Origin of the sequence: Xenophilus arseniciresistens, assembly GCF_028023875.1 — a bacterium.
Taxonomy (GTDB): domain Bacteria; phylum Pseudomonadota; class Gammaproteobacteria; order Burkholderiales; family Burkholderiaceae_C; genus Xenophilus; species Xenophilus arseniciresistens.
On sequence record NZ_JAQIPB010000012.1, the window covers coordinates 89,588 to 115,424 of the forward strand.

The 25,837-nt window shown below is 67.5% G+C and carries 26 protein-coding genes and 1 pseudogene; 19 read left to right on the forward strand and 8 right to left on the reverse strand.

The features are described from left to right. Nucleotides 1-9 precede the first annotated feature (9 nt). Nucleotides 10-984, reverse strand: coding sequence for a 16S rRNA (cytidine(1402)-2'-O)-methyltransferase (gene rsmI / locus PGB34_RS21165; protein WP_271430089.1), 975 nt, complete (start codon nucleotides 982-984; stop codon nucleotides 10-12). Nucleotide 985: 1 nt separating this feature from the next. Between rsmI and PGB34_RS21170 the strand changes: the two genes are divergently transcribed. The 3 genes from PGB34_RS21170 (at nucleotide 986) to PGB34_RS21180 (ending at nucleotide 2,921) form a co-directional block, all read left to right on the forward strand. Beyond that, a complete protein-coding gene (locus tag PGB34_RS21170; protein WP_271430090.1) occupies nucleotides 986-1,390 on the forward strand; it encodes a YraN family protein in 405 nt (134 codons plus the stop codon). 104 nt (nucleotides 1,391-1,494) lie between these two features. Further along, nucleotides 1,495-2,106, forward strand: coding sequence for an SIS domain-containing protein (locus tag PGB34_RS21175; protein WP_271430091.1), 612 nt, complete (start codon nucleotides 1,495-1,497; stop codon nucleotides 2,104-2,106). Further along, a complete protein-coding gene (locus PGB34_RS21180; protein WP_271430092.1) occupies nucleotides 2,103-2,921 on the forward strand; it encodes a BON domain-containing protein in 819 nt (272 codons plus the stop codon). Before PGB34_RS21175 ends, PGB34_RS21180 begins: the two co-directional genes overlap by 4 nt. Before the next feature lie 59 nt (nucleotides 2,922-2,980). On the opposite strand, the gene PGB34_RS21185 is transcribed toward PGB34_RS21180, so the two are convergent. From PGB34_RS21185 to PGB34_RS21195, 3 genes are all read right to left on the reverse strand, one after another. Beyond that, nucleotides 2,981-3,898 (reverse strand): NAD(P)-dependent oxidoreductase, encoded by a 918-nt coding sequence (locus tag PGB34_RS21185; RefSeq protein ID WP_271430093.1) that lies wholly within the window; start codon nucleotides 3,896-3,898, stop codon nucleotides 2,981-2,983. Between the two features lie 81 nt (nucleotides 3,899-3,979). Then, a complete protein-coding gene (locus PGB34_RS21190) occupies nucleotides 3,980-5,116 on the reverse strand; it encodes a PilT/PilU family type 4a pilus ATPase (protein ID WP_271430094.1) in 1,137 nt (378 codons plus the stop codon). 15 nt (nucleotides 5,117-5,131) lie between these two features. Further along, nucleotides 5,132-6,175 carry a type IV pilus twitching motility protein PilT gene (locus PGB34_RS21195; RefSeq protein WP_271430095.1) on the reverse strand — a complete coding sequence of 348 codons (1,044 nt, stop codon included), beginning with the start codon at nucleotides 6,173-6,175 and terminating at the stop codon, nucleotides 5,132-5,134. A 73-nt stretch (nucleotides 6,176-6,248) separates the two neighbouring features. On the opposite strand from PGB34_RS21195, the gene PGB34_RS21200 reads away from it, so the two are divergent. The 9 genes from PGB34_RS21200 (at nucleotide 6,249) to PGB34_RS21240 (ending at nucleotide 16,418) form a co-directional block, all read left to right on the forward strand. Continuing rightward, entirely contained in the window at nucleotides 6,249-6,935 is a 687-nt protein-coding gene (locus tag PGB34_RS21200; RefSeq protein WP_271430096.1) for a YggS family pyridoxal phosphate-dependent enzyme, read from the forward strand. Nucleotides 6,936-7,192: 257 nt separating this feature from the next. Further along, entirely contained in the window at nucleotides 7,193-7,654 is a 462-nt protein-coding gene (locus PGB34_RS21205; RefSeq protein ID WP_271430097.1) for a pilin, read from the forward strand. Between the two features lie 72 nt (nucleotides 7,655-7,726). After that, nucleotides 7,727-9,799, forward strand: coding sequence for a hypothetical protein (locus PGB34_RS21210; RefSeq protein WP_271430098.1), 2,073 nt, complete (start codon nucleotides 7,727-7,729; stop codon nucleotides 9,797-9,799). A gap of 23 nt (nucleotides 9,800-9,822) precedes the next feature. Continuing rightward, nucleotides 9,823-10,560, forward strand: coding sequence for a class I SAM-dependent methyltransferase (locus PGB34_RS21215; protein ID WP_271430099.1), 738 nt, complete (start codon nucleotides 9,823-9,825; stop codon nucleotides 10,558-10,560). A gap of 193 nt (nucleotides 10,561-10,753) precedes the next feature. After that, complete coding sequence (locus PGB34_RS21220) at nucleotides 10,754-12,031, forward strand: Glu/Leu/Phe/Val family dehydrogenase (RefSeq protein WP_271430100.1); 1,278 nt, start codon at nucleotides 10,754-10,756, stop codon at nucleotides 12,029-12,031. A 36-nt stretch (nucleotides 12,032-12,067) separates the two neighbouring features. Then, the gene (locus PGB34_RS21225) at nucleotides 12,068-12,712 is read left to right on the forward strand and encodes a nucleoside/nucleotide kinase family protein (RefSeq protein WP_271430101.1); all 645 of its coding nucleotides are present in this window, start codon (nucleotides 12,068-12,070) and stop codon (nucleotides 12,710-12,712) included. Nucleotides 12,713-12,793: 81 nt separating this feature from the next. Continuing rightward, a complete protein-coding gene (locus PGB34_RS21230; RefSeq protein WP_271430102.1) occupies nucleotides 12,794-13,411 on the forward strand; it encodes a biliverdin-producing heme oxygenase in 618 nt (205 codons plus the stop codon). Continuing rightward, the gene (locus PGB34_RS21235) at nucleotides 13,408-15,630 is read left to right on the forward strand and encodes an ATP-binding protein (protein WP_271430103.1); all 2,223 of its coding nucleotides are present in this window, start codon (nucleotides 13,408-13,410) and stop codon (nucleotides 15,628-15,630) included. Before PGB34_RS21230 ends, PGB34_RS21235 begins: the two co-directional genes overlap by 4 nt. Before the next feature lie 98 nt (nucleotides 15,631-15,728). Further along, nucleotides 15,729-16,418 (forward strand): DUF2242 domain-containing protein, encoded by a 690-nt coding sequence (locus tag PGB34_RS21240; protein ID WP_271430104.1) that lies wholly within the window; start codon nucleotides 15,729-15,731, stop codon nucleotides 16,416-16,418. Nucleotides 16,419-16,642: 224 nt separating this feature from the next. Here PGB34_RS21240 and PGB34_RS21245 read toward each other — a convergent pair. After that, a pseudogene (locus PGB34_RS21245) lies at nucleotides 16,643-17,014 on the reverse strand (response regulator transcription factor); the annotation flags it as partial. Between the two features lie 163 nt (nucleotides 17,015-17,177). Between PGB34_RS21245 and PGB34_RS21250 the strand changes: the two are divergent. From PGB34_RS21250 to PGB34_RS21265, 4 genes are all read left to right on the forward strand, one after another. After that, nucleotides 17,178-17,696 (forward strand): hypothetical protein, encoded by a 519-nt coding sequence (locus tag PGB34_RS21250; RefSeq protein WP_271430105.1) that lies wholly within the window; start codon nucleotides 17,178-17,180, stop codon nucleotides 17,694-17,696. 67 nt (nucleotides 17,697-17,763) lie between these two features. Further along, nucleotides 17,764-18,330, forward strand: coding sequence for a phasin family protein (locus PGB34_RS21255; protein ID WP_271430106.1), 567 nt, complete (start codon nucleotides 17,764-17,766; stop codon nucleotides 18,328-18,330). Nucleotides 18,331-18,367: 37 nt separating this feature from the next. Beyond that, nucleotides 18,368-19,003, forward strand: coding sequence for a TetR/AcrR family transcriptional regulator (locus PGB34_RS21260; RefSeq protein ID WP_271430107.1), 636 nt, complete (start codon nucleotides 18,368-18,370; stop codon nucleotides 19,001-19,003). Nucleotides 19,004-19,047: 44 nt separating this feature from the next. Next, nucleotides 19,048-19,824, forward strand: coding sequence for an esterase/lipase family protein (locus tag PGB34_RS21265; protein ID WP_271430108.1), 777 nt, complete (start codon nucleotides 19,048-19,050; stop codon nucleotides 19,822-19,824). A gap of 97 nt (nucleotides 19,825-19,921) precedes the next feature. Here PGB34_RS21265 and loiP read toward each other — a convergent pair whose 3' ends face one another. Both loiP and PGB34_RS21275 read right to left on the reverse strand, forming a co-directional pair. Beyond that, nucleotides 19,922-20,692 carry a metalloprotease LoiP gene (gene loiP, locus PGB34_RS21270; RefSeq protein ID WP_271430109.1) on the reverse strand — a complete coding sequence of 257 codons (771 nt, stop codon included), beginning with the start codon at nucleotides 20,690-20,692 and terminating at the stop codon, nucleotides 19,922-19,924. A gap of 152 nt (nucleotides 20,693-20,844) precedes the next feature. Next, nucleotides 20,845-21,915, reverse strand: a complete 1,071-nt coding sequence (locus PGB34_RS21275) for a fumarylacetoacetate hydrolase family protein (protein WP_271430110.1) — start codon at nucleotides 21,913-21,915, stop codon at nucleotides 20,845-20,847. Between the two features lie 169 nt (nucleotides 21,916-22,084). On the opposite strand from PGB34_RS21275, the gene PGB34_RS21280 reads away from it, so the two are divergent. Next, the gene (locus PGB34_RS21280) at nucleotides 22,085-23,305 is read left to right on the forward strand and encodes a DUF3108 domain-containing protein (protein ID WP_271430111.1); all 1,221 of its coding nucleotides are present in this window, start codon (nucleotides 22,085-22,087) and stop codon (nucleotides 23,303-23,305) included. Between the two features lie 135 nt (nucleotides 23,306-23,440). Further along, nucleotides 23,441-23,719, forward strand: a complete 279-nt coding sequence (locus tag PGB34_RS21285) for a BTH_I0359 family protein (RefSeq protein WP_271430169.1) — start codon at nucleotides 23,441-23,443, stop codon at nucleotides 23,717-23,719. A gap of 76 nt (nucleotides 23,720-23,795) precedes the next feature. Here PGB34_RS21285 and PGB34_RS21290 read toward each other — a convergent pair whose 3' ends face one another. Further along, the gene (locus PGB34_RS21290) at nucleotides 23,796-24,917 is read right to left on the reverse strand and encodes an AbrB family transcriptional regulator (RefSeq protein ID WP_271430112.1); all 1,122 of its coding nucleotides are present in this window, start codon (nucleotides 24,915-24,917) and stop codon (nucleotides 23,796-23,798) included. 67 nt (nucleotides 24,918-24,984) lie between these two features. On the opposite strand from PGB34_RS21290, the gene PGB34_RS21295 reads away from it, so the two are divergent. Next, on the forward strand, nucleotides 24,985-25,827 hold the full coding sequence (locus PGB34_RS21295; protein WP_271430113.1) for a ChaN family lipoprotein: 843 nt from the start codon (nucleotides 24,985-24,987) through the stop codon (nucleotides 25,825-25,827). Nucleotides 25,828-25,837 lie beyond the last annotated feature (10 nt).

The following is a 25,837-nucleotide window of genomic DNA, read 5'->3' on the forward strand; positions in this document are numbered from 1 at the left end:
GGAGGGCGCTCAGGCGTCCTCGGGCTCCTGGGCGCCTTCGTCCTGCGCCCGCCATTGCAAGGCCAGCGCGTACAGGGCGTTGCGCGAGGCGCCGCTGATCTCGGCCGCCAGTCGCACCGCCGACTTGGTCGGCAGCTCGGCCAGCAGCAGCCGCAGCACGCGCTGAGCCTGGGCGTCCATGCCGCCATCGTCCGCGCCGGCGGCGGCTGGCAGCGGGTGCAGCACCAAGGCGAATTCGCCGCGTCGGCGCTGCGCGCTGGCGGCCAGCCAGGCGGCGAAGTCCTGCGCCGGCACGGTGGCGATTTCCTCGAACTGTTTGGTCAGCTCGCGGCCGATGGTCAGGCGCCGCGCGCCCGCGGCGGCCAGCGACTGGGCCAAAGCCTCGATGCGGTGCGGCGCCTCCAGCAGCACGACGGCGCGCGCCTCGGCGGCCAGCGCCTGGACGAAGGCGTCACGCTCCCCGCTCTTGGCCGGCGCAAAGCCCGCGAACACGAAGGCCGAGCTTTGCGGCCCGTCGGCGCGCAGGCCGGCGGCGCTGACCAGCGTGGTCACGCTGCTGGCGCCGGGCAGCGGCAGCACCCGCAACCCGGCTTCGCGCACGGCGTCGACCAGGCGCGCGCCCGGGTCGCTCACGCCGGGCGTGCCCGCATCGCTGACGTAGGCGATGCGTTCGCCGCGCTGCAGGCGCTCGATGACGCCTTGCGCGGCGCTGCTTTCGTTGTGCTGGTGCACGGCGATCAACTGGGCCGCGCCGCGCTCCAGCCCCAGCGCGCGCAGCAACTGCTGGGTGTGGCGGGTGTCCTCGCAGGCAATCGCATCGACCAGCTGCAGCACATGCAGCGCGCGCAGCGTGATATCGGCCCGGTTGCCGATGGGCGTGGCCACGATGTACAGGGCGCCCGCCGGATAATCCTGCGAGCCGGCTGCCTCGCGGGCGGCCTGCAGCGCCGCACCGAAGGAGGCGGCCGAGGGGAGGGCATTCACGATGGGCTTTCTGAAGATGAAGAGGCCGGGTGAGGGCGCGGCCGCCAGGACGACCAAGACATTGGGCGACGCGGCTGAAGACGCCGCGCTGGCGCACCTGCAGGCCGCGGGCCTGGCGTTGGTGGCGCGCAATTATCGAACGCCCGGGCGCGGCGGCGGCGAGATCGACCTGGTGATGCGCAGCCGCCGCGATGGCACGCTGGTCTTCGTCGAGGTCCGGCGGCGCTCCAGCGCCTCGCACGGCGGGGCCGGCGCCAGCATCACGGCCCTGAAGCAGCGCCGCATCGTGTTTGCCGCGCGGCACTTTCTGCTGCGCCTGGGGCACACGCCGCCCTGCCGCTTCGACGTGGTGCTGGTGCAGGGCGGGCAGATCGAGTGGCTGCAGGCGGCCTTCGATGCGGGTTGAACACCACCCGGCGGGAACCTTGGGCGGCGCGCAGGCTCCATGGCGGAGGCACTGCCAACGCTCACCGTCTGTTGCAGAGCACCTCGCTATCATCCGCCCCCAACATGCTTGAGCAACGTATTCAGCAGCATTTCATCGACAGCGCCGACCTGCTCTACCAAGGTGGCGCCGCGCTCAGCAAACCCCTTTCGCAGGCCGTGCAGGCCCTGCTGGCCTGCGTGACCAGCGGCGGCAAGGTGCTGGCCTGTGGCGCGGGGGTTTCCGGCCTGCTGGCCGCCCAGTTTGCGTCGCAGTTCGTGAATCGCTTCGAAAGAGAACGCCCAGGCCTGGCCGCCCTGGCGCTGGCCGGCATCACCGATGACCCGCAGGCCGACACGCGCCAGGGCGCCGATCCGCAGGCCTTTGCCCGCGCCCTGCGCGCGCTGGGCGAGGCCGGCGACGTGCTGCTGACGCTCAGCCCCAGCGGCGAATCTGCCGCCGTGCTGGCCGCGGTGCAGGCGGCGCACGAGCGCGAGATGAGCGTGGTCGCGCTCACCGGCGGCGTGGGCAGCGGCGCCGGCGGCGCCGTGGGTCGCGCCCTGCGCGAGACCGACGTGCACATCTGCGTGCCGCACGAGCGCCTGCCGCGCGTGCATGAAGCCCATCTCATCGCGCTGCACTGCCTGTGCGATGGCGTCGATGCCCAATTGCTTGGTGAACAGGAGGTCTCCGCATGAGCCACAAGATCGCAACCACTCCCCGTCCGGCGCTGCGCGCCGCGCTGGCCATCACCAGTGCTGCGGCGCTGCTCGGCGCCCTGGCCGGCTGCGTGCCGCTGGTGGTGGGCGGCGCAGCGGCCACCGGCATCGGCGTGCTGGCCACCGACCCGCGCAGCTCCGGCGCGCAACTGGACGACCAGGGCATCGAGCTGCGCACGGCCGCGCGCATCCGCGAGATCGCCAACGACTACATGAACATCACCACCATCAGCTTCAACCGCCAGGTGCTGATGATCGGCACCGTGGCCAGCGAGGCTGACAAGCAGCGCGCCCAGGAAGCGGTGCGCAGCGTGCCCAACGTGCGCTCGGTGCTCAACGAGGTGGTGGTGGGCCCGGCGCTGGACATCACGCGCCGCTCCAACGACGCCTGGATCACCAGCAAGGTCAAGGCCTCGCTGCTGGACGCGCGCGACGTGCCCGGCAATTCCTTCAAGGTCGTGACCGAAGGCGGCGTGGTCTACCTCATGGGCCTGGCCACGCGCCCGCAGGTGGAGCGGGCCACCGACATCACGCGCGGCATCTCGGGCGTGGTCAAGGTCGTGCGCGCGGTGGAGGTGCTTTCAGACGCGCAGTTCAGCGGTGGCGCCTCGGAAGGGGCCACGGGCCTGCAGTCCTCGTCGGTGCCCGGTGCGATGGCGCCTGGCACCGCGCCTGCGCCGGCCGGCCATGTGCCACTGCCGCCCATGCAGCCGATGCCGGCGCCGGGCACACCCACCATGGTCAACCCGAGCGCGCCCGCCACGCCGGGTGTGGTGACCACGCCGGTTCGCTGAGACGAGGTTCAGCGTTTGGCGTTGAGCGTCTTGCGAGAAGATGCTCAACGCCTTGAAGATCACTTCAGCCGCGTGATCAGGCTCGAGGTGTCGAAGCGGTTGCCGCCGGCCTGCTGCACGTCGGCATAGAACTGGTCCACCAGCGCCGTCACGGGCAGGCGGGCGCCGTTGCGCTTGGCCTCGTCGAGCACCAGGCCCAGGTCCTTGCGCATCCAGTCCACCGCAAAGCCGAAGTCGAACTTGCCCTCGACCATGGTCTTGCCGCGGTTCTCCATCTGCCAGCTCTGGGCCGCGCCCTTGCTGATGACGGCCAGCACGGCTTCCATGTCGAGCCCGGCGCGCTGGCCAAAGGCGATGGCTTCCGACAGGCCCTGCACCAGGCCCGCGATGCAGATCTGATTGACCATCTTGGCGAGCTGGCCGGCGCCGCTGTCGCCCAGGAGCGTGAAGGCCCGCGCAAAGGCTTCGGCCACCGGCTTGACCTGCTCGAAGGCTGTGGCGTCGCCGCCGCACATCACCGTCAGCACGCCGTTCTGCGCGCCGGCCTGGCCGCCTGAGACGGGGGCGTCGATGAACTGCAGCCCGCGTGCCCCGGCCGCTGCCGACAGCTCGCGCGCCACGTTGGCCGAAGCCGTGGTGTGGTCCACGAAGATGGCACCCGCCGCCATGCCCGCGAAGGCGCCGTCGTCGCCCAGCACCACCGAGCGCAGGTCGTCGTCGTTGCCCACGCAGCAGAACACGATCTCGGCGCCGGCCGCGGCTTCGCGCGGGGTGGGGGCGGCGCGGTGCGCGCTGCCGGCCTCGGCCACCCAGGCCTGGGCCTTGGCGCCATTGCGGTTGTAGACCGTCACCTGGTGGCCCGCAGCGGCCAGGTGGGCCGCCATGGGATAGCCCATCACGCCCAGGCCCAGAAAGGCCACGCGGCGCGCAGAGGTGGAGGAATAGCTCTTGGGATTGAAGGAGGGTGTGCTGCTCATGCGTGCGAGCTTAAACGTCTTCAAGCATGCACGCATGCCCCGCTCAGCCGGCGAGCGAAGCGAAACCGCCTGGGTGGGTGCTCACACAATCGTCAGGTGCTCGGTGCCCGCCGCCAGGTCGGTGGTGCGCGCGCGCTGGCTCTGCAGCTTGATCTGCAGCCGCAAATCATTGGCCGAATCGGCGTTGCGGATGGCCTCGTCGAAGCTCACCGTGTGCTGCTCGAAGAGGTCGAACAGGGCCTGGTCGAAGGTCTGCATGCCCAGGTTGCGGCTCTTCTTCATGATCTCCTTGATCTCGCCGACCTCGCCCTTGAAGATCAGATCGGCGATCAGCGGCGTGTTCAGCAGAATTTCGACCGCCGCCGCGCGACCACGCCCGTCCTCGGTGGGCAGCAGGCGCTGCGAGATCAGGCCCTTGAGGTTCAGCGACAGGTCCATCAGCAGTTGCTGGCGCCGCTCCTCGGGGAAGAAGTTGATGATCCGGTCCAGCGCCTGGTTGGCGCTGTTGGCGTGCAGGGTGGCCATGCACAGGTGGCCCGTCTCGGCGAAGGCCACGGCGTTCTCCATCGCTTCGCGGTCTCGGATTTCGCCCATCAGGATCACGTCGGGCGCCTGGCGCAGCGAGTTCTTCAGCGCCGCCTCCCAACTGTCGGTGTCGATGCCCACTTCGCGCTGCGTGACCACGCAGTTCTTGTGCGGGTGCACGAACTCGATGGGGTCTTCCACCGTCACGATGTGGCCGAAGGAGTTCTCGTTGCGCCAGTCGAGCATGGCCGCCAGCGTGGTCGTCTTGCCCGAGCCCGTGGCGCCCACCAGGATCACCAGGCCGCGCTTGGTCATGGCCACGTCCTTGAGCACCTGCGGCATGTTCAGGCCGTCGATGGTGGGCAGCTTGGCCGGGATGGTCCGCAGCACCATGCCCACCTTGCCCTGCTGCACGAAAGCGTTCACGCGAAAGCGCCCCACGCCCGTGGGCGAGATGGCGAAGTTGCATTCCTTGCTGCGCTCGAATTCGGCCGTCTGGCGGTCGTTCATCACCGAACGCGTGAGCGCCAGCGTGTGCTGGCCCGACAGCGGCTGCTGCGACACACGCGTGATCTTGCCGTCGATCTTCATCGCGGGCGGGAAGTCGGCCGTGATGAAAAGGTCTGAGCCGTTGCGGCTGAGCATGAGCCGCAGAAGATCGGTGATGAACTGACTGGCCTGATCGCGTTCCATGTCGTTGCTCCTGGCTCAACCGGGGAAGTTTTCGGGAATCTTGGCCTTGCCGCGTGCCTCTGCGGCAGAGATGGCGCCGCGCCGCACCAGGTCCGTCAGGCATTGGTCCAGTGTCTGCATGCCCGCGCCCTGGCCGGTCTGGATGGCCGAATACATCTGCGCCACCTTGGCTTCGCGGATCAGGTTGCGGATGGCCGGCGTGCCGAGCATGATCTCATGTGCCGCCACACGGCCCGCGCCGTCCTTGGTCTTGCACAGCGTCTGCGAGATCACGGCCTGCAGCGATTCCGACAGCATCGCGCGGATCATTTCTTTTTCCTCGCCCGGGAACACGTCGATGATCCGGTCAATGGTCTTGGCTGCCGAGGAGGTGTGCAGCGTGCCGAACACCAGGTGGCCCGTTTCCGCCGCGGTCATGGCCAGGCGGATGGTCTCCAGGTCGCGCATTTCGCCCACGAGGATCGCGTCCGGGTCTTCACGCAGGGCAGAGCGCAGCGCGTTGGCGAAGCTCAGCGTCATGGGGCCGACCTCGCGCTGGTTGATCAGGCACTTCTTGGATTCGTGCACGAACTCGATGGGGTCTTCCACCGTCAGGATGTGGCCGTACTCGGTTTCGTTGAGGTAGTTGACCATCGCCGCCAGCGTGGTCGACTTGCCCGAACCGGTGGGCCCCGTCACCAGCACCAGGCCGCGCGGCTTGAGCGCCAGTTCGCCGAAAATCTTGGGCGCGTTCAGCTGCTCCAGCGTCAGGATCTTCGATGGAATGGTCCGGAACACGGCGGCCGCGCCGCGGTTCTGGTTGAAGGCGTTGACGCGAAAGCGCGCCAGCCCTTCGATCTCGAACGAGAAGTCCACTTCAAGGAACTCTTCGTAGTGCTTGCGCTGCGTGTCGCTCATGATGTCGTACACCATCGCGTGCACAGACTTGTGGTCCAGCGCGTCCACGTTGATGCGCCGCACGTCGCCATGCACGCGGATCATCGGCGGCAGGCCGGCCGACAGGTGCAAGTCCGAGGCTTTGTTCTTGACACTGAAGGCCAGCAGTTGGGTGATGTCCACGCGCGTTCCTTGATGAGATGAAGGGGTGCAGGCGCCACACGCAAGCGTGACGTTTTGATACGTTTGGAAGATTATGACGACGATTGGCGACCAACTCCAACAAGTGCGCGCACGCATTCATCAGGCATGTGCCATAGCAGGCAGAGATGCGGCGCAGGTGCAACTGCTGGCCGTTTCCAAGACCTTCGGGCCCGAGGCCGTGCGCGCCGCCCATGCCGCCGGGCAGCGCGCCTTTGGCGAGAACTACGTGCAGGAGGCGCTGGACAAGATCGCCGCGCTGCAGGATTTGCGCGCCGAACTGGAATGGCATTGCATCGGCCCGCTGCAGAGCAACAAGACCCGGCCGGTGGCTGAGAACTTCGATTGGGTGCACAGCGTGGACCGGCTCAAGATCGCCGAGCGCCTGTCGGCCCAGCGGCCCGAAGGGCTGCCCCCGCTGCAGCTGTGCCTGCAGGTCAATGTGGATGGCGGCGCCAACAAGTCCGGGGTGGCGCCGGCCGAACTGCCAGCCCTGGCGCGGGCCGTTGCGGCGCTGCCGCGTGTGCGCCTGCGCGGCCTGATGGCCATCCCCGAGCCGGCAGAAGGTTTTGAAGCGCAGCGGGCGCTGTTCGCGCGGGTTGCCGGCTTGTTGGATCGGCTGCGGTCCGAAGGGCTGGTGCTGGACACCCTCTCATTAGGCATGAGTGCCGACCTGGAAGCGGCCATTGCTGCCGGCAGCACCATGGTGCGGGTGGGGACGGCGATCTTTGGGCAGCGCTAAGCGGGCGACGCGACCGGCCCACAAATGTCATTCCTGGTCGGCCGTGCCAGCGGGAAGTGACGCAAAGCGTCACATCGCGGCCCTTCCACCCGCCAGACTTGTGACGAGCAGAGTTACAGGTGAATACAAAATCACACTTTTGTGCTCGTGGCACGGGTTGGCATGGCAACTGCAAAGAGGTTGGCACCGAGGCGGGTGATCCGTCACGGCTGACACCTCGAACCTCTTTTTTCCTTCCTCAACGGAGTTTTTCAAAAATGAACCGTCGTTCCATCGCACGTAGCGTGCAAAAGGGCTTCACGCTGATCGAACTGATGATCGTCGTGGCGATCATTGGTATCTTGGCGGCCGTGGCGCTGCCCGCTTATCAGGACTACACGGTGCGTGCACGCGTGTCGGAAGCGCTTGTTCAAGCCTCGGCTGCGAAGGCCACCATTGGCGAAAATGCTGCCAACGGCGCCTCTGATCTGACGCTGGGTCTCACCGCGATCAGCACTGCGACGGCAAACGTGTCGACGCTCTCTGCTGCGAGCAGCACCGGCATCATTACTGTTGTTACGACCTCAAAGGCTGGCGCGGTTACGCTGACGCTGACCCCCAGCGCAGCTGGGGCAGCACTTTCTGCTGGGACGCTGCCCAGCGGCCCGATCACTTGGACGTGTAAGGTTGGTACCACGGCGTCGTTGAAGTACGTGCCGGCCGAATGCCGCAACACTTGATTTTTAGCATTGGCTTTGGCTGATGAGAGCCCGCTTAGGCGGGCTTTTTAATTGCTTCTCCACAGTTCGAAGATGAATAGAGAAAATCGTTGGGTTGAATGGTTGGCCACGGCATCCTTTATTTTAATGGGCCTATCGTGGACATATGTCTTCGGAAAGGACCTTAATTTTGATTTTCGAAATTATCACCTCTATGCTGGAGCGCAACTGCTCGACTGGCGCATAAATCAAGACTATTTTCCTGCTGCGGTCGGCGGGTATCTGAATCCATTATCCGCATTGCCTGCATATGCGATGATCATGGCGGGATGGCCAGATTTTTTAGTTGCGGCAGCACTGATGTTGATGCATTTGCCTAACATGCTCATCGTCTGGAAACTGGCCGAGCTAGTGGTTCCCGGCCGCACGCCACTAGCGCTGTTCTCTAGGTTTACCGCAACCTTTTTAGCATTTATCGCGCCACTTCAGTTGACGACTCTAAGTAATACGTTCGCCGATCCACTCGCCGGAACGTTCACCTTGCTTGGACTATATCTTCTTTTGTCATCAGATCGGAATATCAGATGGCGAAGTGTTTGGATATTTTTTGCGGGATCTCTCTTTGGACTAGGAGCGGGGCTTAAATTAACAAATCTGTTCTTCGTCCTTGGTGGTTTCGTGACGTTGGCTTTAGGTGCACTTTGGGCCCGTAAAGACGTCCTGCGTCCGTGCCTAAATTACATCGCAGGCTCAGCGACCGGTTTTATAGCCATCTATGGCTATTGGGGTTATGCGCTGTGGGTCAAATTCGGCAACCCCATTTTCCCTCTCTATAACGCATTATTTAAGTCGCCCGAGTTCTTACACAAGAACTTCGCCGACGGTCGAATGCTGCACGACGGTAATCTAAGCTGGCTGACGTTACCGTTTACCATGCTGAGTAGTCGCGGCATGATGTATGCCGAAAATCCCGCGCCGGATATTCGACTGCTAAGTACTGTATTCGTTGCAATCTTTGTAATCCTCGCTTATGCGGTGCGTCACAATTTATTTCGCGTCGCGGGGCCCTATGTGAAGAGTGCTACACAATCCCCTCATCACGCTCGGATGACTCTGGGGCTGTTGACCATTTTTTTTCTATCCAGCTACCTAGTTTGGGGAATTCTTAGTGGCATCGGCAGGTACGCGTTTGTTCTGTGGCTGCTACTCGGTCCAATACTCTTAGGGATTCTTTTCCACTACACCACAGCCCCAGTTACCCGTTGTGTCACGATCGTGGTGATCACTATTCAATTGGTGATTCAATTTCTAAATCCAGGCCTAGTGTGGTCTCCTCACAAATGGGGTGGAAACTGGGTGAATCTGCAGGTCCCAGCAGCATTACGAGATCAACCCGCCACCTATTTGTTATATGGAACCCAGAGCAATTCATTCATCATCCCTTATCTGCACCGAGATTCTAAATTCTCTAATTTTATTGGCCAATATGTTCAGCCTGTTGGACCCGCAATGCATCGTCAATTTCAGGAGTTTCTAGATAACCCTGTCGGTCCGTTGCGAATTGTATTCAGCGTGCAAGGTACCGATGGATCGAATGAGTTAAAAGATCCCACTCGAGTCGGCTTAGATTCGCTGTTGTCTGGATATGGTTACAAAATAAAAAATTCGCAGTGTCATGCTATCAATCTCATGGGGGAGCCACTGCCGAAAACGATATTTGGAGAGTGGCAAGTCACTTGGGCAGAGCGAAAAAGTGATCTTAAGCGCATCGCCGATACATCGTTGGTATGTGACATCATAGCCATGGCACCCCCTGCGAAAGAGGAGGCGCTTTCAAAATATCAAGTTGTAGATGGCTACTTTGACTCCGTAGAACGCGCGTGTGGTAATTCTCTTTCGCCGCATGGAGTTCAGACATTTAACGGCGGTGGAAAATGGTATCGCGTCTACTTTAACTCATTGATGGTATTGGCGCTCAGTGGAGATGACATTTGGGTGCATCCAAACGGAACTTTGCTTGACATCCCAATTACGCAGGTCAGCAAAATAAAGGCGGGGGCCGAAATAATTTGTCCGAACATCAAAGAAATCAAGAGAACGACAAATTTAATTGTCTCACCGAGTAATTCCTCGGAAAACCTTTCGCGGCAAGTCGATGAGAATTGATATTGGGAGACAAGGAGCACGTAATGAGTACGAATTTTTCTCCGCTTTCGAGAACTCAATCAATCGAGCAACCCGACTATCCAGCCCTCGAATCTCTTCATCGAGCGGGCGACGACTTGCCGCGTTATCAACGGTGGGTTAGCAAATTGTTCTCAGATGCGGCGAGTCGTGTCAATGCGAAAAAGATTCTGGACTTTGGTTGTGGAACTGGCATCCTTTCAGCTTATTACCAAGCAGCGACTGCTATTCAACCCGTCGGTCTTGAAATCGATCATCGGCTGCGCGCCTGCGCTCAAGCGCGGGGGTTCGAAATTTATGGGCAATTAGCGCAAATAAAAACTGAATTCGATTTTATATTTAGTTCCAATGTATTGGAGCATATCGAAGACGATGGTCGCGCACTCGCTGATCTGAGGGAAGTGCTTAAGCCTGGCGGCTATTTAGCTCTGTTTTTGCCTGCTTTTCCATTCCTGTGGTCCTCGATGGATTCTAGAGTCGGCCACTTTAGACGGTATCGTGCAAACCCGTTGTGTCAGATGCTGGCCGATCAGGGGTTTGAGATCGAGCAGTGCAGATATTATGACTCAATGGGATTTTTTGCAACGATGGCCTACAAATTGCTGCCGAGTTCCAGCGGTGAGCCTTCCGCAGTGGCACTGCGCATCTTCGATAAATTCATATTTCCAATCTCTCAAATCACCGACAAGTTTCTGGGCTCGCTTTTCGGGAAAAATGTGTTTGTCTTGGCGAAGAAGATTTAGGGCCCATCTTCGGTTGTGATGTCCGCATGGCCCACTCTTTGGCCGTTAAGCGATAGAGAGGCTGAGCCACCGCTGATTCGAATCAGGGTTGAGTGCAGTATTGACATGCTTAGCTTACTAGCGTGCATACACCTAGTCTCGCCAGGCCAACAGGGTTAAGGTGCTTGCCGTCATAACTTGAGCATGTTCCTAAATGTCGCCAAGCTTCCTCTCCTACGTCCACCCCTCCCCCACCAGCCCCTGGGGCACCTACCTCTCGCAGGTCGACCGCGTCGAGCCCTACCTGGGCAAGCTGGCGCGCTGGTCTGAAACGCTCAAGCGGCCCAAGCGGGCGCTGATCGTGGATGTGCCGATCGAGCTGGACAACGGGACGATCGCCCATTACGAGGGCTACCGCGTGCAGCACAACCTCAGCCGCGGGCCGGGCAAGGGCGGGGTGCGTTTCCACCCCGACGTGACGCTCGAAGAGGTGATGGCGCTTTCGGCCTGGATGACGGTCAAGTGCGCGGCGGTGAATCTGCCTTACGGCGGCGCCAAGGGCGGCATTCGCGTCGATCCCAAAGTGCTCTCGCGCAACGAGCTTGAGAAGGTCACGCGCCGCTATACCAGCGAGATCGGCCTGATCATCGGCCCGCATTCTGACATCCCGGCGCCGGACGTGAACACCAACGGCCAGATCATGGCCTGGATGATGGACACCTATTCGATGAACACCGGCTCCACGGCCACAGGCGTGGTCACGGGCAAGCCGATCCACCTGGGCGGCTCGCTGGGCCGCGTGAAGGCCACGGGCCGCGGTGTGTTCGTCACCGGGCGCGAGGCTGCGCGCCGCATGGGTCTGAGCCTGGACGGCGCGCGCGTGGCCGTGCAAGGCTTTGGCAATGTGGGGTCGGTGGCCGCAGAGCTGTTCGCCGAAGCCGGCGCGAAGGTGGTGGCCGTGCAGGACCACACGGGCACGCTGGTGCATGAAGGCGGCTTCGACATGCCCGCGCTGATGGCCTTCTCGCAGGCCAATGGCGGCATTGCCGGTTTCAAGGAAGGCGAGAAGGTCGACAACGAAGCCTTCTGGGACGTGAAGACCGAGATCCTGATCCCGGCCGCGCTGGAAGGGCAGCTCACGGCCGAGCGGGCGCGCCGCACCACGGCCAAGCTGGTGCTCGAAGGCGCCAACGGGCCGACGGTGCCGGAGGCCGACGACATCCTGGCCAGCCGCGGCATCCTCGTGGTGCCCGACGTGATCTGCAACGCCGGCGGCGTGACGGTCTCGTACTTCGAATGGGTGCAGGACTTCTCCAGCTTCTTCTGGACCGAGGACGAGATCAACCAGCGCCTGGACCGCATCATGGTCGGTGCCTTCGACCACATCTGGGCCAAGGGCGAGGAACACAAGATCGCGCTGCGCACCGCCACCTACGCGGTGGCCTGCGAACGCATCCTGATCGCCCGCGAGGAGCGCGGCCTGTACCCCTGAGCGTCTTTTTTGGGGGGAGCGAGGACAATGGGCAGCATGAGTTCTTCGCCGCTGCCCGCGCTGCCCTCCGACGCGCTTGCCCGAATCGATGCGCTGCTGGCCCCTGGCCGCAGGGTGCTGCTGGGGCTGGCTGGCGCGCCGGGTTCCGGCAAGTCCACCCTGGCCGAGGCGCTGTGCGCGCACTACGGCCCGCGCGCGCAGGGCCTGCCGATGGACGGCTTCCACCTGGCCCAGGCCGAGCTGCAGCGGCTGGGCCGCGCGGCCCGCAAGGGCGCCCCCGATACCTTCGATGCGCAAGGCTACGTGGCCCTGCTGGCGCGCGTGCGCGCCCAGGGGCCGCTCGATGGCCCGGTGTACGCACCCGCCTTCCGGCGCGAGATCGAGGAGCCGGTGGCTGGCGCCATTCCCATCCATGCGCAGGCGCAGCTCATCGTCACCGAAGGCAATTACCTGCTGTTCGACACGGAGGGCTGGGCCGGGGTGCGGCCCTTGCTGGACGCCTGCTGGTATGTGGCGGGCGACGAGGACTTGCGCCGCGCTCGCCTGGTGGCCCGCCACCGGCAGTTTGGCCGCAGCGCCGAGGCAGCCGAGGCCTGGGTGGCCGGCACCGACGAACCCAACGCGGTGCGCATCGCCGCCACGCGAGAGCGCGCCGACCATGTCTTTTGCTGGTCGGGCTGACAGCCTGTGCACGGGCGCGACCCGTATGATGACCTACCGTTAACCGGCCGTGCGACCTGCGCGGCCTCCTGCCTGCCCCTGATGGCCCTGTCCGCCGCCGATCCCCGCTTTGCCCCCGCCGCCTGCCCGGATCCGCGCGACGCGCTGCGCCGTGCCACCGCCGCACACCATGCCGAGGTGGACGCCGCCCTTCCGCTGTCCAAGCCTTCCCCCAGCCTCGCCGATTACCACGCCCACCTGCAGCTGCTGGCGCAATGGGTGGCCCTTCTGCAGGCGCTGCCACTGGATGAGCCGCGGCTGGCCCGAGAGGCCGCGGCGCTGGCAGATGACATCGCCGAATGCGAGCGCCTGCTCGGCCTGCCCTCGAAGATGCCTGAAGCGTTCCTCGGCACGCCGGGCCCCGGAGCCATCCCGGACGGCTTCGCCTGGGGCGTGGCCTATGTGATCGAGGGCTCGCGCCTGGGCGGCCAGGTGCTGTACCGGCGGCTTGCCGATGCGCTGGCCCCTCATCCGCTGCACTACCTGCAGGGCGCCGGCGCCCAGACGGGCGCCCACTGGCGCCACTTCCTGGAGGCCCTGCGCGCCGCGCTGGACACGCCCGAGCGCGTGCAGGCCGCCTGCCAGGGCGCGGTCTGGGCTTTCGAGAAGTTGCTGCAGCTGCGCGGCGCGTCCCGCCGGGCGGAGGCTTGCCGCGCATGACCACCGCGCCGCCCTCCGTGCCTGCGGTCAACCTCGAGAACTGCGACCGTGAGCCCATCCACGTGCCGGGTGCGATCCAGCCGCATGGTGCGCTGCTGGCCTTCGACGCCAGCATGCGCGTGTGCCATGCCAGCGCCAATGCGGCGCAGCTGCTGGGCGCCAGCGCGCCGGTGCTGGGCCAGGCGCTGGCGGCTGCGCACTTCGAAGGGCTTGCGGCCGTTCATGCCCTGATCCGCGACGTGGCGGCGCTGCCCGCGACCGACACCGAAGTGGCGCTGCAAAGCGACGAGGTCGCGCTCAATGGTCAGCGCTTCGACCTGGTGGTGCATCGCAGCGGCCCGCTGCTGGTGACTGAACTCGAGCAGCGGCCCGCGGGCGACGACGACGTGGCGGCCTTTGCGCTGCGCGCGCACCGGGCCATGGACCGCCTCAAACGCCAGTCCCAGGTCGACGCGCTGCTGGCGCTGGCCGTGCGCGTGATGCGCGAGCTTGCAGGCTTCGACCGCGTGATGGCCTACCGCTTCCGCGACGACGACAGCGGCGAGGTGGTGGCCGAAGACCGGCATGAAGCGCTCGAGCCTTTCGCCGGCCGCCGCTATCCGGCCAGCGACATCCCGGCGCAGGCGCGCCGCCTGTACCTGCTCAACACGCTGCGGCTGATTGCCGACGTGCATGCGCAGCCGGTGCCCGTGCTCGGCGCCGATCTCCAGGCCGGCGCGCTGGACATGAGCCATGGCGTGCTGCGCAGCGTCTCGCCCATCCACATCGAGTACCTGCGCAACATGGGCGTGGGCGCGTCGATGAGCATCTCCATCGTCATCAATGGCCGGCTCTGGGGCATGCTGGCCTGCCACCACCGCTCGGCGCGACGCGTGCCCTATGCGGTGCGCATGGCCTGCGACGTGCTGGCCCAGGTGCTGGCCGCCAACGTGCAGACGCTGCTGGCGCGCGAACAGGCCGAATGGGCCGAGGAGGGCGCGCAGCTGCGCTCCAGACTGGTCCAGGGCATGCTGCATGCCGAAAACACCGTGGGCGGCCTGGCCGCGCTGGCCGAGCCGCTGACCAAAGCCTTCAATTGCGAAGCCATGCTGCTGGCCGAGGAAGCCCGGCTGTTCGTGCACGGCAGCCTGCCGCATGGCCAGGCCCAGGCGCTGCTGCAGTGGGTGCAGGCCCAGCCCATGGCCGGCAGCGAACTGCTCGCCGTGCAGGACCTGCCGCACCGCGCGCCCGCCCTGGAGGCCGCAGGGGCCGGCTGGTGTGGCCTGCTGGCGCTGCGCCTGGGCGATGCAGGCGGTTGGCTGGTGCTGCTGCGGCGCGAGCAGGTCGAAACCATCCGCTGGGGCGGCAAGCCCGAAAAGCAATACACCGTGGGGCCGCTGGGCCCGCGCCTGACGCCGCGCGGCTCCTTCGACGTCTGGCTGCAGGAGGTGCGCGGCACCAGCCTGCCCTGGACCGAAGCGCAGCGCGAGCTGGGCCGGCAACTGCTGGCCGACCTGTCGCGTGCGAGTGCCGCGCAGATGGCCGAACTCAACCGTGCCCGCACCCAGCTGCTGGCCATGCTGGGGCATGACCTGCGCGACCCGCTGCAGTCCATCGCCATGGCCGCCAAGGTGCTCGAACGCAGCGAAGGCGAGGACGGCCGCAGCGCGGCGGGCGCGCGCCTGGGCCAGCGCATCCAGTCCTCCAGCAGCCGCATGGCGCGGCTGATCGGCCAGGTGCTCGACGCCTCCAGGCTGCAGACCGGCCTGGGCCTGCAACTGCAGACGGCCGAGGTGGACCTGGCCCTGCTGCTCGAAGACCTGCTCGACGAGGCGCGCGTGGCCTATCCGGGCCTGAACCTCATCACCGAAGTGCCGGCCACGCTGCCCGCGCTGGCCGACGCCGACCGCGTGGCGCAGCTGTTCTCCAATCTCATCAGCAACGCCCGCCACCACGGCGCGCCGGGCGAGGCCGTGATCGTGCAGCTCTCCCTGCAGGGCGAGGACGTTAGCTTCGAGGTCAGCAACAGCGCACCGCCCATCCCCGACGAGCTGCTGCCCCATCTGTTCAGCGCCTTCAAGCGGCAGACGCAGCCTGGCTCGCGCAACCGCAGCGGCCTGGGCCTGGGGTTGCACATCGCGCAGGCCATCGCCCAGAGCCATGGCGGAACGCTGGACTACACCTACGCCGAGCCCTACGTGGTGTTCTCGGCCCGTTTTCCCGTCCGGCCGCAGGCCTGAGCACCGCAACGGCCGCGGGCGCAGCGCGCTGCAGGTAGCATCCTGCCCGCACGCCGCCTGCTGTCTGCCTGTCTGCCGTGTCGCGCCCATCCCTCGCCATGCCTTTGCTGCCTGCCTTCCGCCGCGCTCCTGCGCCCGTTCTGCTGCTGGCCTCGGCCCTGCTGTTGTCGGCCTGTACCTTTGGTGCCGGGCGCACGCGCAGCTACGCCACCGAGTCCTTCGACTCCACCACCACCCACACGCGCAGCTTCTCGGCCAGCGAGGCCCAGACCTGCGAGGCCGCGCGCCGTGCCCTGCTGAGCCAGGGCTACTTCGTGAGCCGCGCGGGCGAGGACCAGGTGGCCGGGCGCAAGCAGTTCCAGCCGGCCGGCGAAGTGCATCTGGATGTGGAAGTGCGCGTGGTCTGCGTGCGCGACGAGCGGCAGGGCCGCGGCAGCCTGGCGTTCGCGACGGCGGTGCAGGACCGCTACGAGCTCAAGAAGGCCAGCAGCTCGGCCAGCGTGGGCGTGGGTGCGCTGGGGTCGGTCTCGCTGCCCTTCAATGCGGGAAACGACGCCATGGTCAAGGTGGCCAGCCAGACGGTGACCGACGACGAGTTCTACACCCGCTTCTTCGTGCTGCTGGACGAATACCTTTACGTGCCGCCGCAGACGCCGCGCGCCGAGCCTGCGGCCCAGCGCGCCACCGGCTTGCCGAGGGTGTCGCCGGTTCCTGCCGTACCAGAACCCGCAGCGCCCGCGGCCGCGCCAGAAGCCGTGCCCGTGCCGCTGTCGCCTTCGCGCGGCTGATGGGGCCGCGGCGCTTGCTGCTGTGGCTGCTGCTGCACCGGCGTGAGCCGGGCCGTGGGCAGCGGCACCACGTTCGAAGCCGCGTCCCGGGCGGCTGCCGCTGCTGAAGCCGGTGCGCGCCTGAGCTTCGCCAGCGCCTCTTCCAGCTGCGCCAGGCCGTAGGGCTTGCCCAGCCAGCCGCAGTGCGCCGGCAGCGTGGCCGGCCGCAGGGCGCCGCTGACCATCAGCAGCGCCACGCCCTGCATCTGCAGCGACTGCACCAGGTCCAGGCCCGACAGGCCCGGCAGCCCCACGTCGCACATCAGCACATCGAAGGCGCCCTCCATGTAGCGGTCGCGCGCGGCTTCGGCGCTGCCCACGCTGGCCACCCAATGCCCCAGCAGCTGCAGCATCTCCACCGTCATCTCGCGCGAGGCCGGGTCGTCTTCGACCAGCAGGATGCGCAGGGCCGGCGCAGCGGCATCGGGCTGCTCGGCCTTGCTGGAAGGGGCGGGGAGGGTGGGGGACGAGGAGGAGGACATGGCGCAATACCGACAGCCGGGAGATCTGTCACTTTGTGATGCGCCGCCGTCGCTTGCCAGCATCACGCCGCCCATGGGCCTGTAGGAGAGCGCCGCGCCGGCCGCGCTGCGAAGCCCGTCTGGGGCAATTGCACTAGCTTTCGCGCTTTTCTGGTTTTCATCGCCTAGGGCCTGCGCGGGATCATTGCGCCAGTGCGAGCCTCGCACCCCTTTTCAACCCTCACCTCAGGAGCCCTGCATGAGCCAGTCCGCCAGCCTTCGCCACGTCGCCATCGATCTGGTCACCCAATACAACGCCACCGGCAAGCATCTGCTGAACGCCTGGCGCGCAGGCGCAGAGCGCCTGATCCAGGCCCCGGCCGCGCCCGTTCAACTGCCGCTGGTCAGCGAGCAGGTGCAGACCCAGGTGGCAGGCACGCGCGACAAGGTGGCAGGCTTTCTGAGCCAGCGCCTGGCTTCGGACACCGCGCTGGCTGCGCGCCTGATGGACAACGTGGCCGAGCGCAGCACCCGCGGCATCGAGGCCGTGGCCGCCGCGACCGACCGCGTGTCTTCGGAGCCCGGCGTGTCGGCGCTGCGCCTGCTGCACGATCTGCATCTGCCGCTGGCCCAGCTCTCGCTCAAGCTGGCCGGTTCCATCGCCGAAGGCGCCGCCAAGCTGGAAGCGCGCCTGGCGCAGGCAGAATCGGAAGCGGCCGACGCGGTCAGCACCGTGCCCGTGAAGGCCACGCGCCGCAGCCGCGCGCAGGCCGCCTGATGGCGCGCCGCGCGGCCGCCCGCGCCGGCGGCCGCACAGGCTGAACCGATTCGAAGGAGACGACTGCATGGTCACGCGTTCATCCGACGACAAGCCCGCGCGCCGCAAGGCGCCTGCGGCACCGCGCGCCGCGGCCGGCAAGGCCGCGGCGGCCCCCGCGCCCGAGCGCCCGCGCAGCAGCACAGGCACCGCACGGCAGCGCGCCGCCGCGGCCGACGCCTGCCCGCCGGTCGCAGACCCGGCGGCCGGCAGCGGCAGCTTCTGGCGCGCCGGCCTGCGCGCCCTGGACAGCGTGCGCCACGATGTGCAGCGTCGCCAGGCCACGGTGATCGAAACCCTGCTGGGCATTCCGGCCGCGGCCGGCACGCAGGCGCAGCGCGGCCTGGCCGGCCTGCCGGGGCTCGACGCCTTCGGGCTGCGCAAGTTCGAGGACGTGTTCGACCAGCGCGTGGCCGCCGCCCTGGAGCGCCTGGGCATGCCCACGCGCGAGGAACTGGAGGCGCTGCACCACAAGCTCGACCAGGTGCTCGCGCGCCTTGAGCAGATGGACGTCGTTCCAGAGCCTGCCGCCGCACCGGCTGCGTCGCCCGCGCGCAAGCCGCGCAAGCCGCGCGCGCGGCCCGCAAAGGGCTGAGGCCGCTGCGGCCCCGGCACGCCAAGACCCGAACCCCGTGGCCGGCACTGCCACCCGCGAGAAGATCCTGCAGACCAGCCTGGCGCTGTTCAACGCGCAGGGGCTGGCGGCCGTCTCCACGCACCGCATTGCGGCCGAGGCGGGCATCAGCCCCGGCAACCTGCACTACCACTTCAACACGCGCGAGCGCATCGTCGAATGGCTGCTGCGCCGCTTCGAGGACCGGCTGGCGCCGCTCAATGCCGCGGCTGGCGAGATCCGCGCGCTGGACGACCTGTGGCTGGCGCTGCACCTGCGCTTCGAGGCCATCGACGCCTTCCGCTTCGTCTACCGCGACATGGGCTACATCGCCAGCGAGCATCCGGCGCTGGGCCAGCGGGTCCAGGCGCTCACGGGCGAAAGCCTGGTGGCGGCGCAGGCGCTGTGCGAATCATTGGCCGAGGCCGGCGTGATCCAGGCCACGCCCGAGCAGGCGCGCATGCTGGCGCTGCAGATCGTCTTCACCACCACCTGCTGGCTGGGCTTCGAGCAGATGGTGCCGCGCAGCGACGCCATGCCGGCCCGCGCCGACCCCGGCCTGGCCGCGTACTACACGCTGACGCTGGTTTCTCCCTATGTTTCCCGCGATTCCAGGGCGTACCTTGATTACTTGCGGGTCAAGTACCTGCGCTGATGCCGGGCCAGACAACAAAACACCACCGTCCAAGGAGCATTGCCATGACTGCCACCGCTACTGCCACCGCCACCGTGCCGCCGCCGTCGCGGCTGCTGATGCTGGCCGAAGGCCGCGTGCTGTGGGAAACCGGCGCCACGCTGGCGCTGTGGCCCTGGCTGCAGCTGGCGCCGCGCGGCGACGGCCACCCGGTGCTGGTCCTGCCGGGCCTGGTGGCCAGCGACGAATCCACGCGCATCCTGCGCCGCTACCTGCGCGGCCTGGGCTACGACGTGCATGGCTGGGGGCTGGGCCACAACTTCGGCCCGCGAAAGGGGGTGGAGGCGGCCATGGTGCAGCGCCTGCGCCAGCTCAACGAGCAACACGGCCGCAAGGTCAGCCTCGTGGGCTGGAGCCTGGGCGGCGTCTTCGCGCGCCTTCTGGCCAGCCAGCATCCGGAGCTGGTGCGCAGCGTGATCTCGCTGGGCAGCCCGCTGCGCGGCAGCGCCCGCTCCACCAACGCCTGGCAGGTGTACGAACTGGTGAGCGGCAACAGCGCGCACGATCCGCGGCGCATGGCCCATGTGCAAAGCACGCCCGCAGTGCCTGCCACCTCCATCTACAGCCGCAGCGACGGCGTGGTGGCCTGGCGCTGCAGCCTGACCGACACCGGCCCGCAGGCCGAGAACATCGAGGTGCTGGCCAGCCACGTGGGCATGGGCTCGCACCCGGCCGTGCTGTATGCGCTGGCCGACCGGCTGGCACAGCCCGAAGGCGGCTGGAAGCCCTTCGACGGCCGGGCGCTGGGGCCGCTGGTCTATCCCAGGCCGGCTCGACCTTGAGCGCTTTCTGCCAACCATGAAGAAGGGCACCCGCGGGTGCCCTTCTTTTCTTTGGGGTGATGAAGAACGCGCTGGTTCTTCGGTCTTTCTTTCTCTCTTACTTGCCCGCGTCCAGGCGCTTTTGCATGCGCGCGGCGCGCTCGCTCGAAGGCGGGTGCGAGCTCATCAGCGAGGGGCCGGAGCTGCCGCCGCTGAGCTTGGCCAGCTTCTCGAAGCTGGTCACCAGGCCCTTGCGCTCGAGCTTGCGCTCGGTCAGCAGGTCGAAGGAATAGTCGTCGGCCGCGCTTTCCTGCGACTGCGAGAACTGCGCATGCACGAACTTCTCGGCCAGGTCACCGGCCTGCGATTGCGACAGCTGCGCCACCGCACCGCCGCCGGCGGCAGCCAGCCCGCGCAGGGCCGAGGTGGCATAGGCCGTCTGCATGCGGCCCTTCGAGTGGCCCAGCGCCACATGGCCGATCTCGTGGCCGATCACGCCGCGCAGCTCGTCGTCGTTCATCAGGTCCATCAGGCCGCTGTAAACGCGGATGCAGCCATTGGCCATGGCCCAGGCGTTCACGTCCTTGGTCTGGTAGACCTTGTAGTTGGCCGTCTGGCCGTTCACGCTGGTGGGCATGGCCTTGACGACGGTGGCCAGGCGACGCGCATAGGCGCTGTTGGCCGGTGCCACCTGGTTTTCTGCGTCCATCGCTTCGCACGACTTGTTGGACATGGCCACCACGTCCCCATCGCTGAGCGACATGGCCTTGAAGGCCGAGCCGCCTGCGCCCAGCAGCGCGCTGGGGTCGCCACCCTTCATGGTCTCGCAACCGGTGAGCGCGACAGTGGCAGCCACGGCCGCCAAAGCGGCCAGACGAAAACGAAGCATGGGATCTCCTCCTTTGATACACCCATCAATGAATGCCGCGGCCCTTGCGCTTGCGGCCTGGGGCCCGGGCGGCGGCGCGGATGATAGAAGGTGTTGTGCCTGCCTTGCATAGGACAACAGCCCTTCCTGGGTCTCAGAGCGGGTTCACGGTCTCAGTCCTCCGGGCCGCCTTCTTCTGCCACCGCCGCAGGCTCGGGCGCGCTGGAGCGGCGCGTGGCGCCCACCTGCACCACCTCCTGCTCGATGGCGCCGAAGAGCGACTTGCCGTCCAGGCCCTTGACCTCGATGTGCACGGTGTCGCCGAACTTCATGAACTCGGTCTTGGGCGCGCCGTCCTGGATGGTTTCCATGCTGCGCTTTTCGGCGATGCAGGCATAACCCCTGGGCCATTCCATGCGGCCGTTCTTTTCGACGCCGGGGTTGCTCACGGTGCCGCTGCCCACGATGGCGCCGGCGCGCACGTTGCGGGTCTTGGCGATGTGGGCGATGAGCTGGCCGAAGTGGAAGCTCATGTCGGGGCCTGCATCGGTCAGGCCCACGCGGCGGCCATTCCAGGCCACGTGCAGCGCCAGGTTCACGCGCCCGTCCTGCCAGGCCGGGCCCAGCTCGTCGGGCGTGACGGCCACGGGGCCGAAGGCAGTGGCGGGCTTGCTCTGGAAGAAGCCGAAGCCCTTGGCCAGCTCGGCCGGGATCAGGTTGCGCAGGCTCACGTCGTTGACCAGCATCAGCAGGCGAACGGCATCCAGCGCCTCCTCGGGCCCCGTGCCCATCTTCACGTCGCCGGTCACCACGGCCAGCTCGGCCTCGAAGTCGATGCCCATGGCTTCGCTGGGCACCACGATGTCGTCGCAGGGGCCGATGAAGTCATCGCTGCCGCCCTGGTACATCAGCGGGTCGGTGTAGAAGCTGGCCGGCACCTCGGCGCCGCGCGCCTGGCGCACCAGTTCCACATGGTTCAGGTAGGCCGAGCCGTCGGCCCACTGGTAGGCGCGCGGCAGCGGCGCCATGCACTGCGCGGGGTTGAAGGGAAAGGCATGGCGCGCGCGGCCATGGTTGAGCTGGGTGTAGAGGTCCTGCAGCTGCGGACTCAGGAAGGCCCAGTCGTCCAGCACCTGCTGCAGGCGGTGGGCGATGCCGGTGGCGTAGTGGGCGTGCGAGAGGTCGCGCGAGACGACGACCAGCTGGCCGTCGCGCGAGCCGTCCTTGAGGGTGGCGAGTTTCATGGGCTGGCGGCGCGGGGAAGGCGGCGTCGCACCCGCGTGCGGCGGCGGCCCCACTAAACTGGAAGCAGGCCGGCAGTGTAGCGAGCCGTTTTGCGCGCCCTGGCCGGATGCCATCGCGGCCGCGCGCGCCGCCCCCCGAGGCCTTCTCTTGCGCCCATCCCGTCCCTCCATGCCCTCCTGGCCGCGCCTGCCCTGGCGCAGCCTGCTGGGGCTCACGATGCTGGTGGCGCTGCTGCATCTGCTGCTGCTGGGCTGGCTGCCGATGGGGGGCGAGCCCGAAGCGCTTCCGCTGGCCCAGCGCTTCAGCACGCGCACCATCGTCATCGCGCCGCCTGCGGCCACCGGCGGCGGCGCGCCCGCGGCAGCGCCGGCTGCACGCGCGGCCCCGCCGGCGAGCGCCGCGCCCACCGCACGGCTGCGCGACAAGCCGCGCCCGGCGCCGCCACCCCCCAGGCCGGCCGTGCCCAGCCCGGAACCTGCCCCGGCCCCGCAGGAGGCGCCGCCACCCGAGCCCGTGCTGCCGCCGCCCACGCCGGTGGCCGAAGCGCCGATGCCCGAGGCCGCGGAGCCGGCGGCCCCGCCCCCCGCCGAGCCCGCCGGGCCGCCCGAGCCCGCGCCAGCCGCACCTGCCGCACCTGCCGAAGGCGGCCAGGGCCAGGCCGCGGCGCCGGCTTCGGGCCAGGGCCGCGGCGAGGGGGCTGGGACTGGCGCTGGCGCGGGCGCCGGCACGCCCGGTGCGCGCGAGCCGCTCAAGGTGCCGGGCTCGGTGCGCTTGGACTTTGCCGTCACCGGGCAGCAGGGCATGCAGCCCATGTCGGGCGTGTTCGGCGAGCTGATCTGGCTGCAGGACGGCAGCAGCTACAACGCGCGGCTGGCGCTGCGCGTGCTCTTTCGCACCATCCGCACGCAGACCAGCGTGGGGGCCTTGAGCGCGGCGGGTATCGAGCCGCGCCGCTTTTCCGACGCGCGCCGCAGCGAGGTGGCCACCCATTTCGTGCGCGAATCCGGCCAGATCGTGTTCAGCAGCACCACCACGCCCGCGCCCTTGATGCCCGGCGCGCAGGACCGGCTCAGCGTGATCCTGCAACTGGCGGCGCTGATGGCCGGTGACCCGGATCGCCATCCGCCGGGCAGCAGCTTCAGCATCCAGACCGCCGGCGCGCGCGATGCCGAGACCTGGCGCTTCAGCGTCGAGGGCGAGGAGCAGCTGGAAACGCCCGCGGGCAGCTACCTCACGCGCCGGCTCGTGCGCCTGCCGCGCAAGGACTACGACCAGAAGATCGAGCTGTGGCTGGCGCCCGAGCTGGGCTGGCTGCCGGTGCGCATCCGCCAGACGCAGGCGAACGGCGACTTCGCGGACATGCAGCTGCGCGCCTTTGCCCCCCCCTGAGCCCTGCCGCGCAAAGGCCCTGTGGCGCAGAACCCACAGCCGCTTCGCCTACAGTGTGTCGGCGCCTCTTGAAACTGGCGCGTTGATTGCTAAGTAACGACCATGTCCCTCATCGACTCCCTGAAGCACCCCGCCATGCGCATGCTCTATGACTCCGACTCCTTCGTCGTCGTCCACGTGCAGCCGACCGAGGATCAGGCGCCCGTCGCCCCGAACCTCCCCGTGCTGGCTCGCGACGGTTTTGAAATCGTGGACAAGCGTTCCGGCAAGGAGGTCTACCTCGACGGTTCCTGGGCCGAGCTGTTCCAGCAGCAGATCGCGGCCTGGCAGCTGAACACGCCCACGCAGGAAGAGGTGGAGGACACGCTCGAAGGCTATGCGGAGCTGGCGCAGACGCCGGTGGTGCTGCACTGAACACGCGCGGCACCGGCCTCATCGCTCAAAGCCCTGCGCCCCGGCGCGGGGCTTTTGTTTTTTAGGCGTTCGCTTTCTAGCCGACGCCTGCGCGCGGGCCGTACAGCCGGTGGAAGAGGGGGCCGGTCAGCAGGAGCACCGCCACCAGCCGGCAGACCTGGAAGGCCGTGACCACCGGCACGCCCAGCTGCAGCACCTTGGCCGTGATGGCCATCTCGGCAATGCCGCCGGGCGAAGTGCCCAGCACCATCGTCGCCCAGTGGATGCCCGTGGCCTGGCTCAGCAGCGCCGCGAAGCCCGCGCAGACGATGATCATGGCCAGCGTGCCCAGCGCCACCGAGGCCAGCCAGCGCGGCGCCGTGTGCAAAAACTCGCGCGAAAAGCGCACGCCCAGGCTGATCGCGATCACCAACTGCGCCGCGTTGCTCAGCCACAGCGGCACGGCCGAAGGCGCGTTGCCGCTCATCGTGAAGGCCATGGCCACCAGCAGCGGCCCCAGGAACCACGGGTTGGTGCGGCCCACGCGCTGCATCAGCAGTGCGCCCACGCCCGAGCAGGCGGCCAGCAGCAACAGCCCGCCCCAGTTCACCTCGCGCAGCGCGGGCGGCAGGTTGTCCAGCCCGTGCAGGCCGCTCCACTGCATGGCAAAGGGAATGCTCACCGTCACCACCATCAGCCGCAGGCTGTGGGCCGCGGCCACCAGGTCGGTGCGCGCGCCCGCGCGCTCGGCCATCAGCGTCATTTCCGACGCGCCGCCGATGGCGCCCGCGAAGTAGGCCGTGGCCCGCATGGCCGGCGCCGGCACCTGGGGCATGCGCGCCGCATGGCTGCGGTACAGCCAGTGGCCGAAGCCCGTGCCCAGCAGCAGCGCCCAGACGATGGCCAGCGCAATGGCCCACCACAGGCTGGCCACCAGGGCCGTCACCTGGGGCGTGAAGTAAAGGCCCAGCGCGGCGCCAATCACCCATTGGCCGCCGTTGCGCAGCGGCGCGAGGCTGGCCGTGGGCAGTCCGGCGATGGAGGCCAGCGAAACCGCCAGCAGCGGCCCGATCATCCACGGCAGCGGCGTGTGCAGCCACAGGCACAACTGGGCCGAAGCCCAGGCCAGGGCCAGGGTGGCGATCACGCGCAGGGGGTAGCGGCTTCGGAATGGGGAGGAAGGCAGGCGGGAAGACACGAACGGGATGACGGCGGACAAGGCAACGGGCGCCTGGTTGTCAGGCGGCCCTGCCGCAGCGCTGCGCTGGCGGCATAGGATAGGGATCATGGCTCATCCTCATCCGCCCATGCTTGCAGTCGGCCATTCGCCACCACGCCTGGCCCTGGGGCTGGCCGCGCTCATCGCGCTGGCCGCCGGCTGCGCCAGCCGCGCAGATGCACCCGTGCCCGAGCGCATCGAAGCCCTCTTGCCCGCCGACGTGCTGCTGCTGGGCGAACAGCACGACGCGGCCGAGCACCAGGCGCTGCAGCGCGAAGCCGTGCTCGCGCTCACGGCCAAGGGGCAACTGGCCGCGCTGGCGCTGGAGATGGCCGAAAGCGGCCGCAGCACGGCCAGGCTGGGCACCACGGCCAGCGAGGCGCAGGTGCGCACGGCCCTGGCCTGGAACGACAAGGGCTGGCCCTGGCAGGCCTATGGCCCGGTGGTGATGGACGCGGTGCGCGCGGGCGTGCCGGTGCTGGGCGCCAACCTGCCGCGCGCGCGCATGAAGGACGCGATGAGCGACGTGTCGCTCGACGTGCAGCTCAATGAAAAAGCCCTGGCCGCGCAGCAGGCGGCCGTGCGCGACGGCCACTGCGGCCTGTTGCCCGAAGCGCAGATCGCGCCGATGACGCGCATCCAGATCGCGCGCGACCGTGCCATGGCCCACACCGCGGCCCAGGCCGTGGCGCCGGGCCGCACCGTGCTGCTGCTGATGGGCAGCGCCCACGCCGACAAGGCACTGGGCGTGCCGCAGCACCTGCCCACCGAGCTGCGCGTGCGCAGCGTGGGCCTGGTGGCCGGCGATGCGCAGCGCACGGATTCGTTCGATGCGCGGTGGCGCACGCCCGCGCTGCCGCCCAAGGACTACTGCGCCAGCCTGCGCGCGGGCGAGAAGCCCGGCGCGTGAGCGCGTGGGC

Coding starts and splice junctions, on each gene's coding strand:
- PGB34_RS21170 (WP_271430090.1), top strand. CDS start 986: ATGGGCTTTCTGAAGATGAAGAGGCCGGGTGAGGGCGCGGCCGCCAGG.
- PGB34_RS21175 (WP_271430091.1), top strand. CDS start 1,495: ATGCTTGAGCAACGTATTCAGCAGCATTTCATCGACAGCGCCGACCTG.
- PGB34_RS21180 (WP_271430092.1), top strand. CDS start 2,103: ATGAGCCACAAGATCGCAACCACTCCCCGTCCGGCGCTGCGCGCCGCG.
- PGB34_RS21185 (WP_271430093.1), bottom strand. CDS start 3,898: ATGAGCAGCACACCCTCCTTCAATCCCAAGAGCTATTCCTCCACCTCT.
- PGB34_RS21190 (WP_271430094.1), bottom strand. CDS start 5,116: ATGGAACGCGATCAGGCCAGTCAGTTCATCACCGATCTTCTGCGGCTC.
- PGB34_RS21200 (WP_271430096.1), top strand. CDS start 6,249: ATGACGACGATTGGCGACCAACTCCAACAAGTGCGCGCACGCATTCAT.
- PGB34_RS21205 (WP_271430097.1), top strand. CDS start 7,193: ATGAACCGTCGTTCCATCGCACGTAGCGTGCAAAAGGGCTTCACGCTG.
- PGB34_RS21210 (WP_271430098.1), top strand. CDS start 7,727: ATGAATAGAGAAAATCGTTGGGTTGAATGGTTGGCCACGGCATCCTTT.
- PGB34_RS21215 (WP_271430099.1), top strand. CDS start 9,823: ATGAGTACGAATTTTTCTCCGCTTTCGAGAACTCAATCAATCGAGCAA.
- PGB34_RS21220 (WP_271430100.1), top strand. CDS start 10,754: ATGTCGCCAAGCTTCCTCTCCTACGTCCACCCCTCCCCCACCAGCCCC.
- PGB34_RS21225 (WP_271430101.1), top strand. CDS start 12,068: ATGAGTTCTTCGCCGCTGCCCGCGCTGCCCTCCGACGCGCTTGCCCGA.
- PGB34_RS21230 (WP_271430102.1), top strand. CDS start 12,794: ATGGCCCTGTCCGCCGCCGATCCCCGCTTTGCCCCCGCCGCCTGCCCG.
- PGB34_RS21235 (WP_271430103.1), top strand. CDS start 13,408: ATGACCACCGCGCCGCCCTCCGTGCCTGCGGTCAACCTCGAGAACTGC.
- PGB34_RS21240 (WP_271430104.1), top strand. CDS start 15,729: ATGCCTTTGCTGCCTGCCTTCCGCCGCGCTCCTGCGCCCGTTCTGCTG.
- PGB34_RS21250 (WP_271430105.1), top strand. CDS start 17,178: ATGAGCCAGTCCGCCAGCCTTCGCCACGTCGCCATCGATCTGGTCACC.
- PGB34_RS21255 (WP_271430106.1), top strand. CDS start 17,764: ATGGTCACGCGTTCATCCGACGACAAGCCCGCGCGCCGCAAGGCGCCT.
- PGB34_RS21265 (WP_271430108.1), top strand. CDS start 19,048: ATGACTGCCACCGCTACTGCCACCGCCACCGTGCCGCCGCCGTCGCGG.
- loiP (WP_271430109.1), bottom strand. CDS start 20,692: ATGCTTCGTTTTCGTCTGGCCGCTTTGGCGGCCGTGGCTGCCACTGTC.
- PGB34_RS21275 (WP_271430110.1), bottom strand. CDS start 21,915: ATGAAACTCGCCACCCTCAAGGACGGCTCGCGCGACGGCCAGCTGGTC.
- PGB34_RS21280 (WP_271430111.1), top strand. CDS start 22,085: ATGCCCTCCTGGCCGCGCCTGCCCTGGCGCAGCCTGCTGGGGCTCACG.
- PGB34_RS21285 (WP_271430169.1), top strand. CDS start 23,441: ATGCGCATGCTCTATGACTCCGACTCCTTCGTCGTCGTCCACGTGCAG.
- PGB34_RS21295 (WP_271430113.1), top strand. CDS start 24,985: ATGGCTCATCCTCATCCGCCCATGCTTGCAGTCGGCCATTCGCCACCA.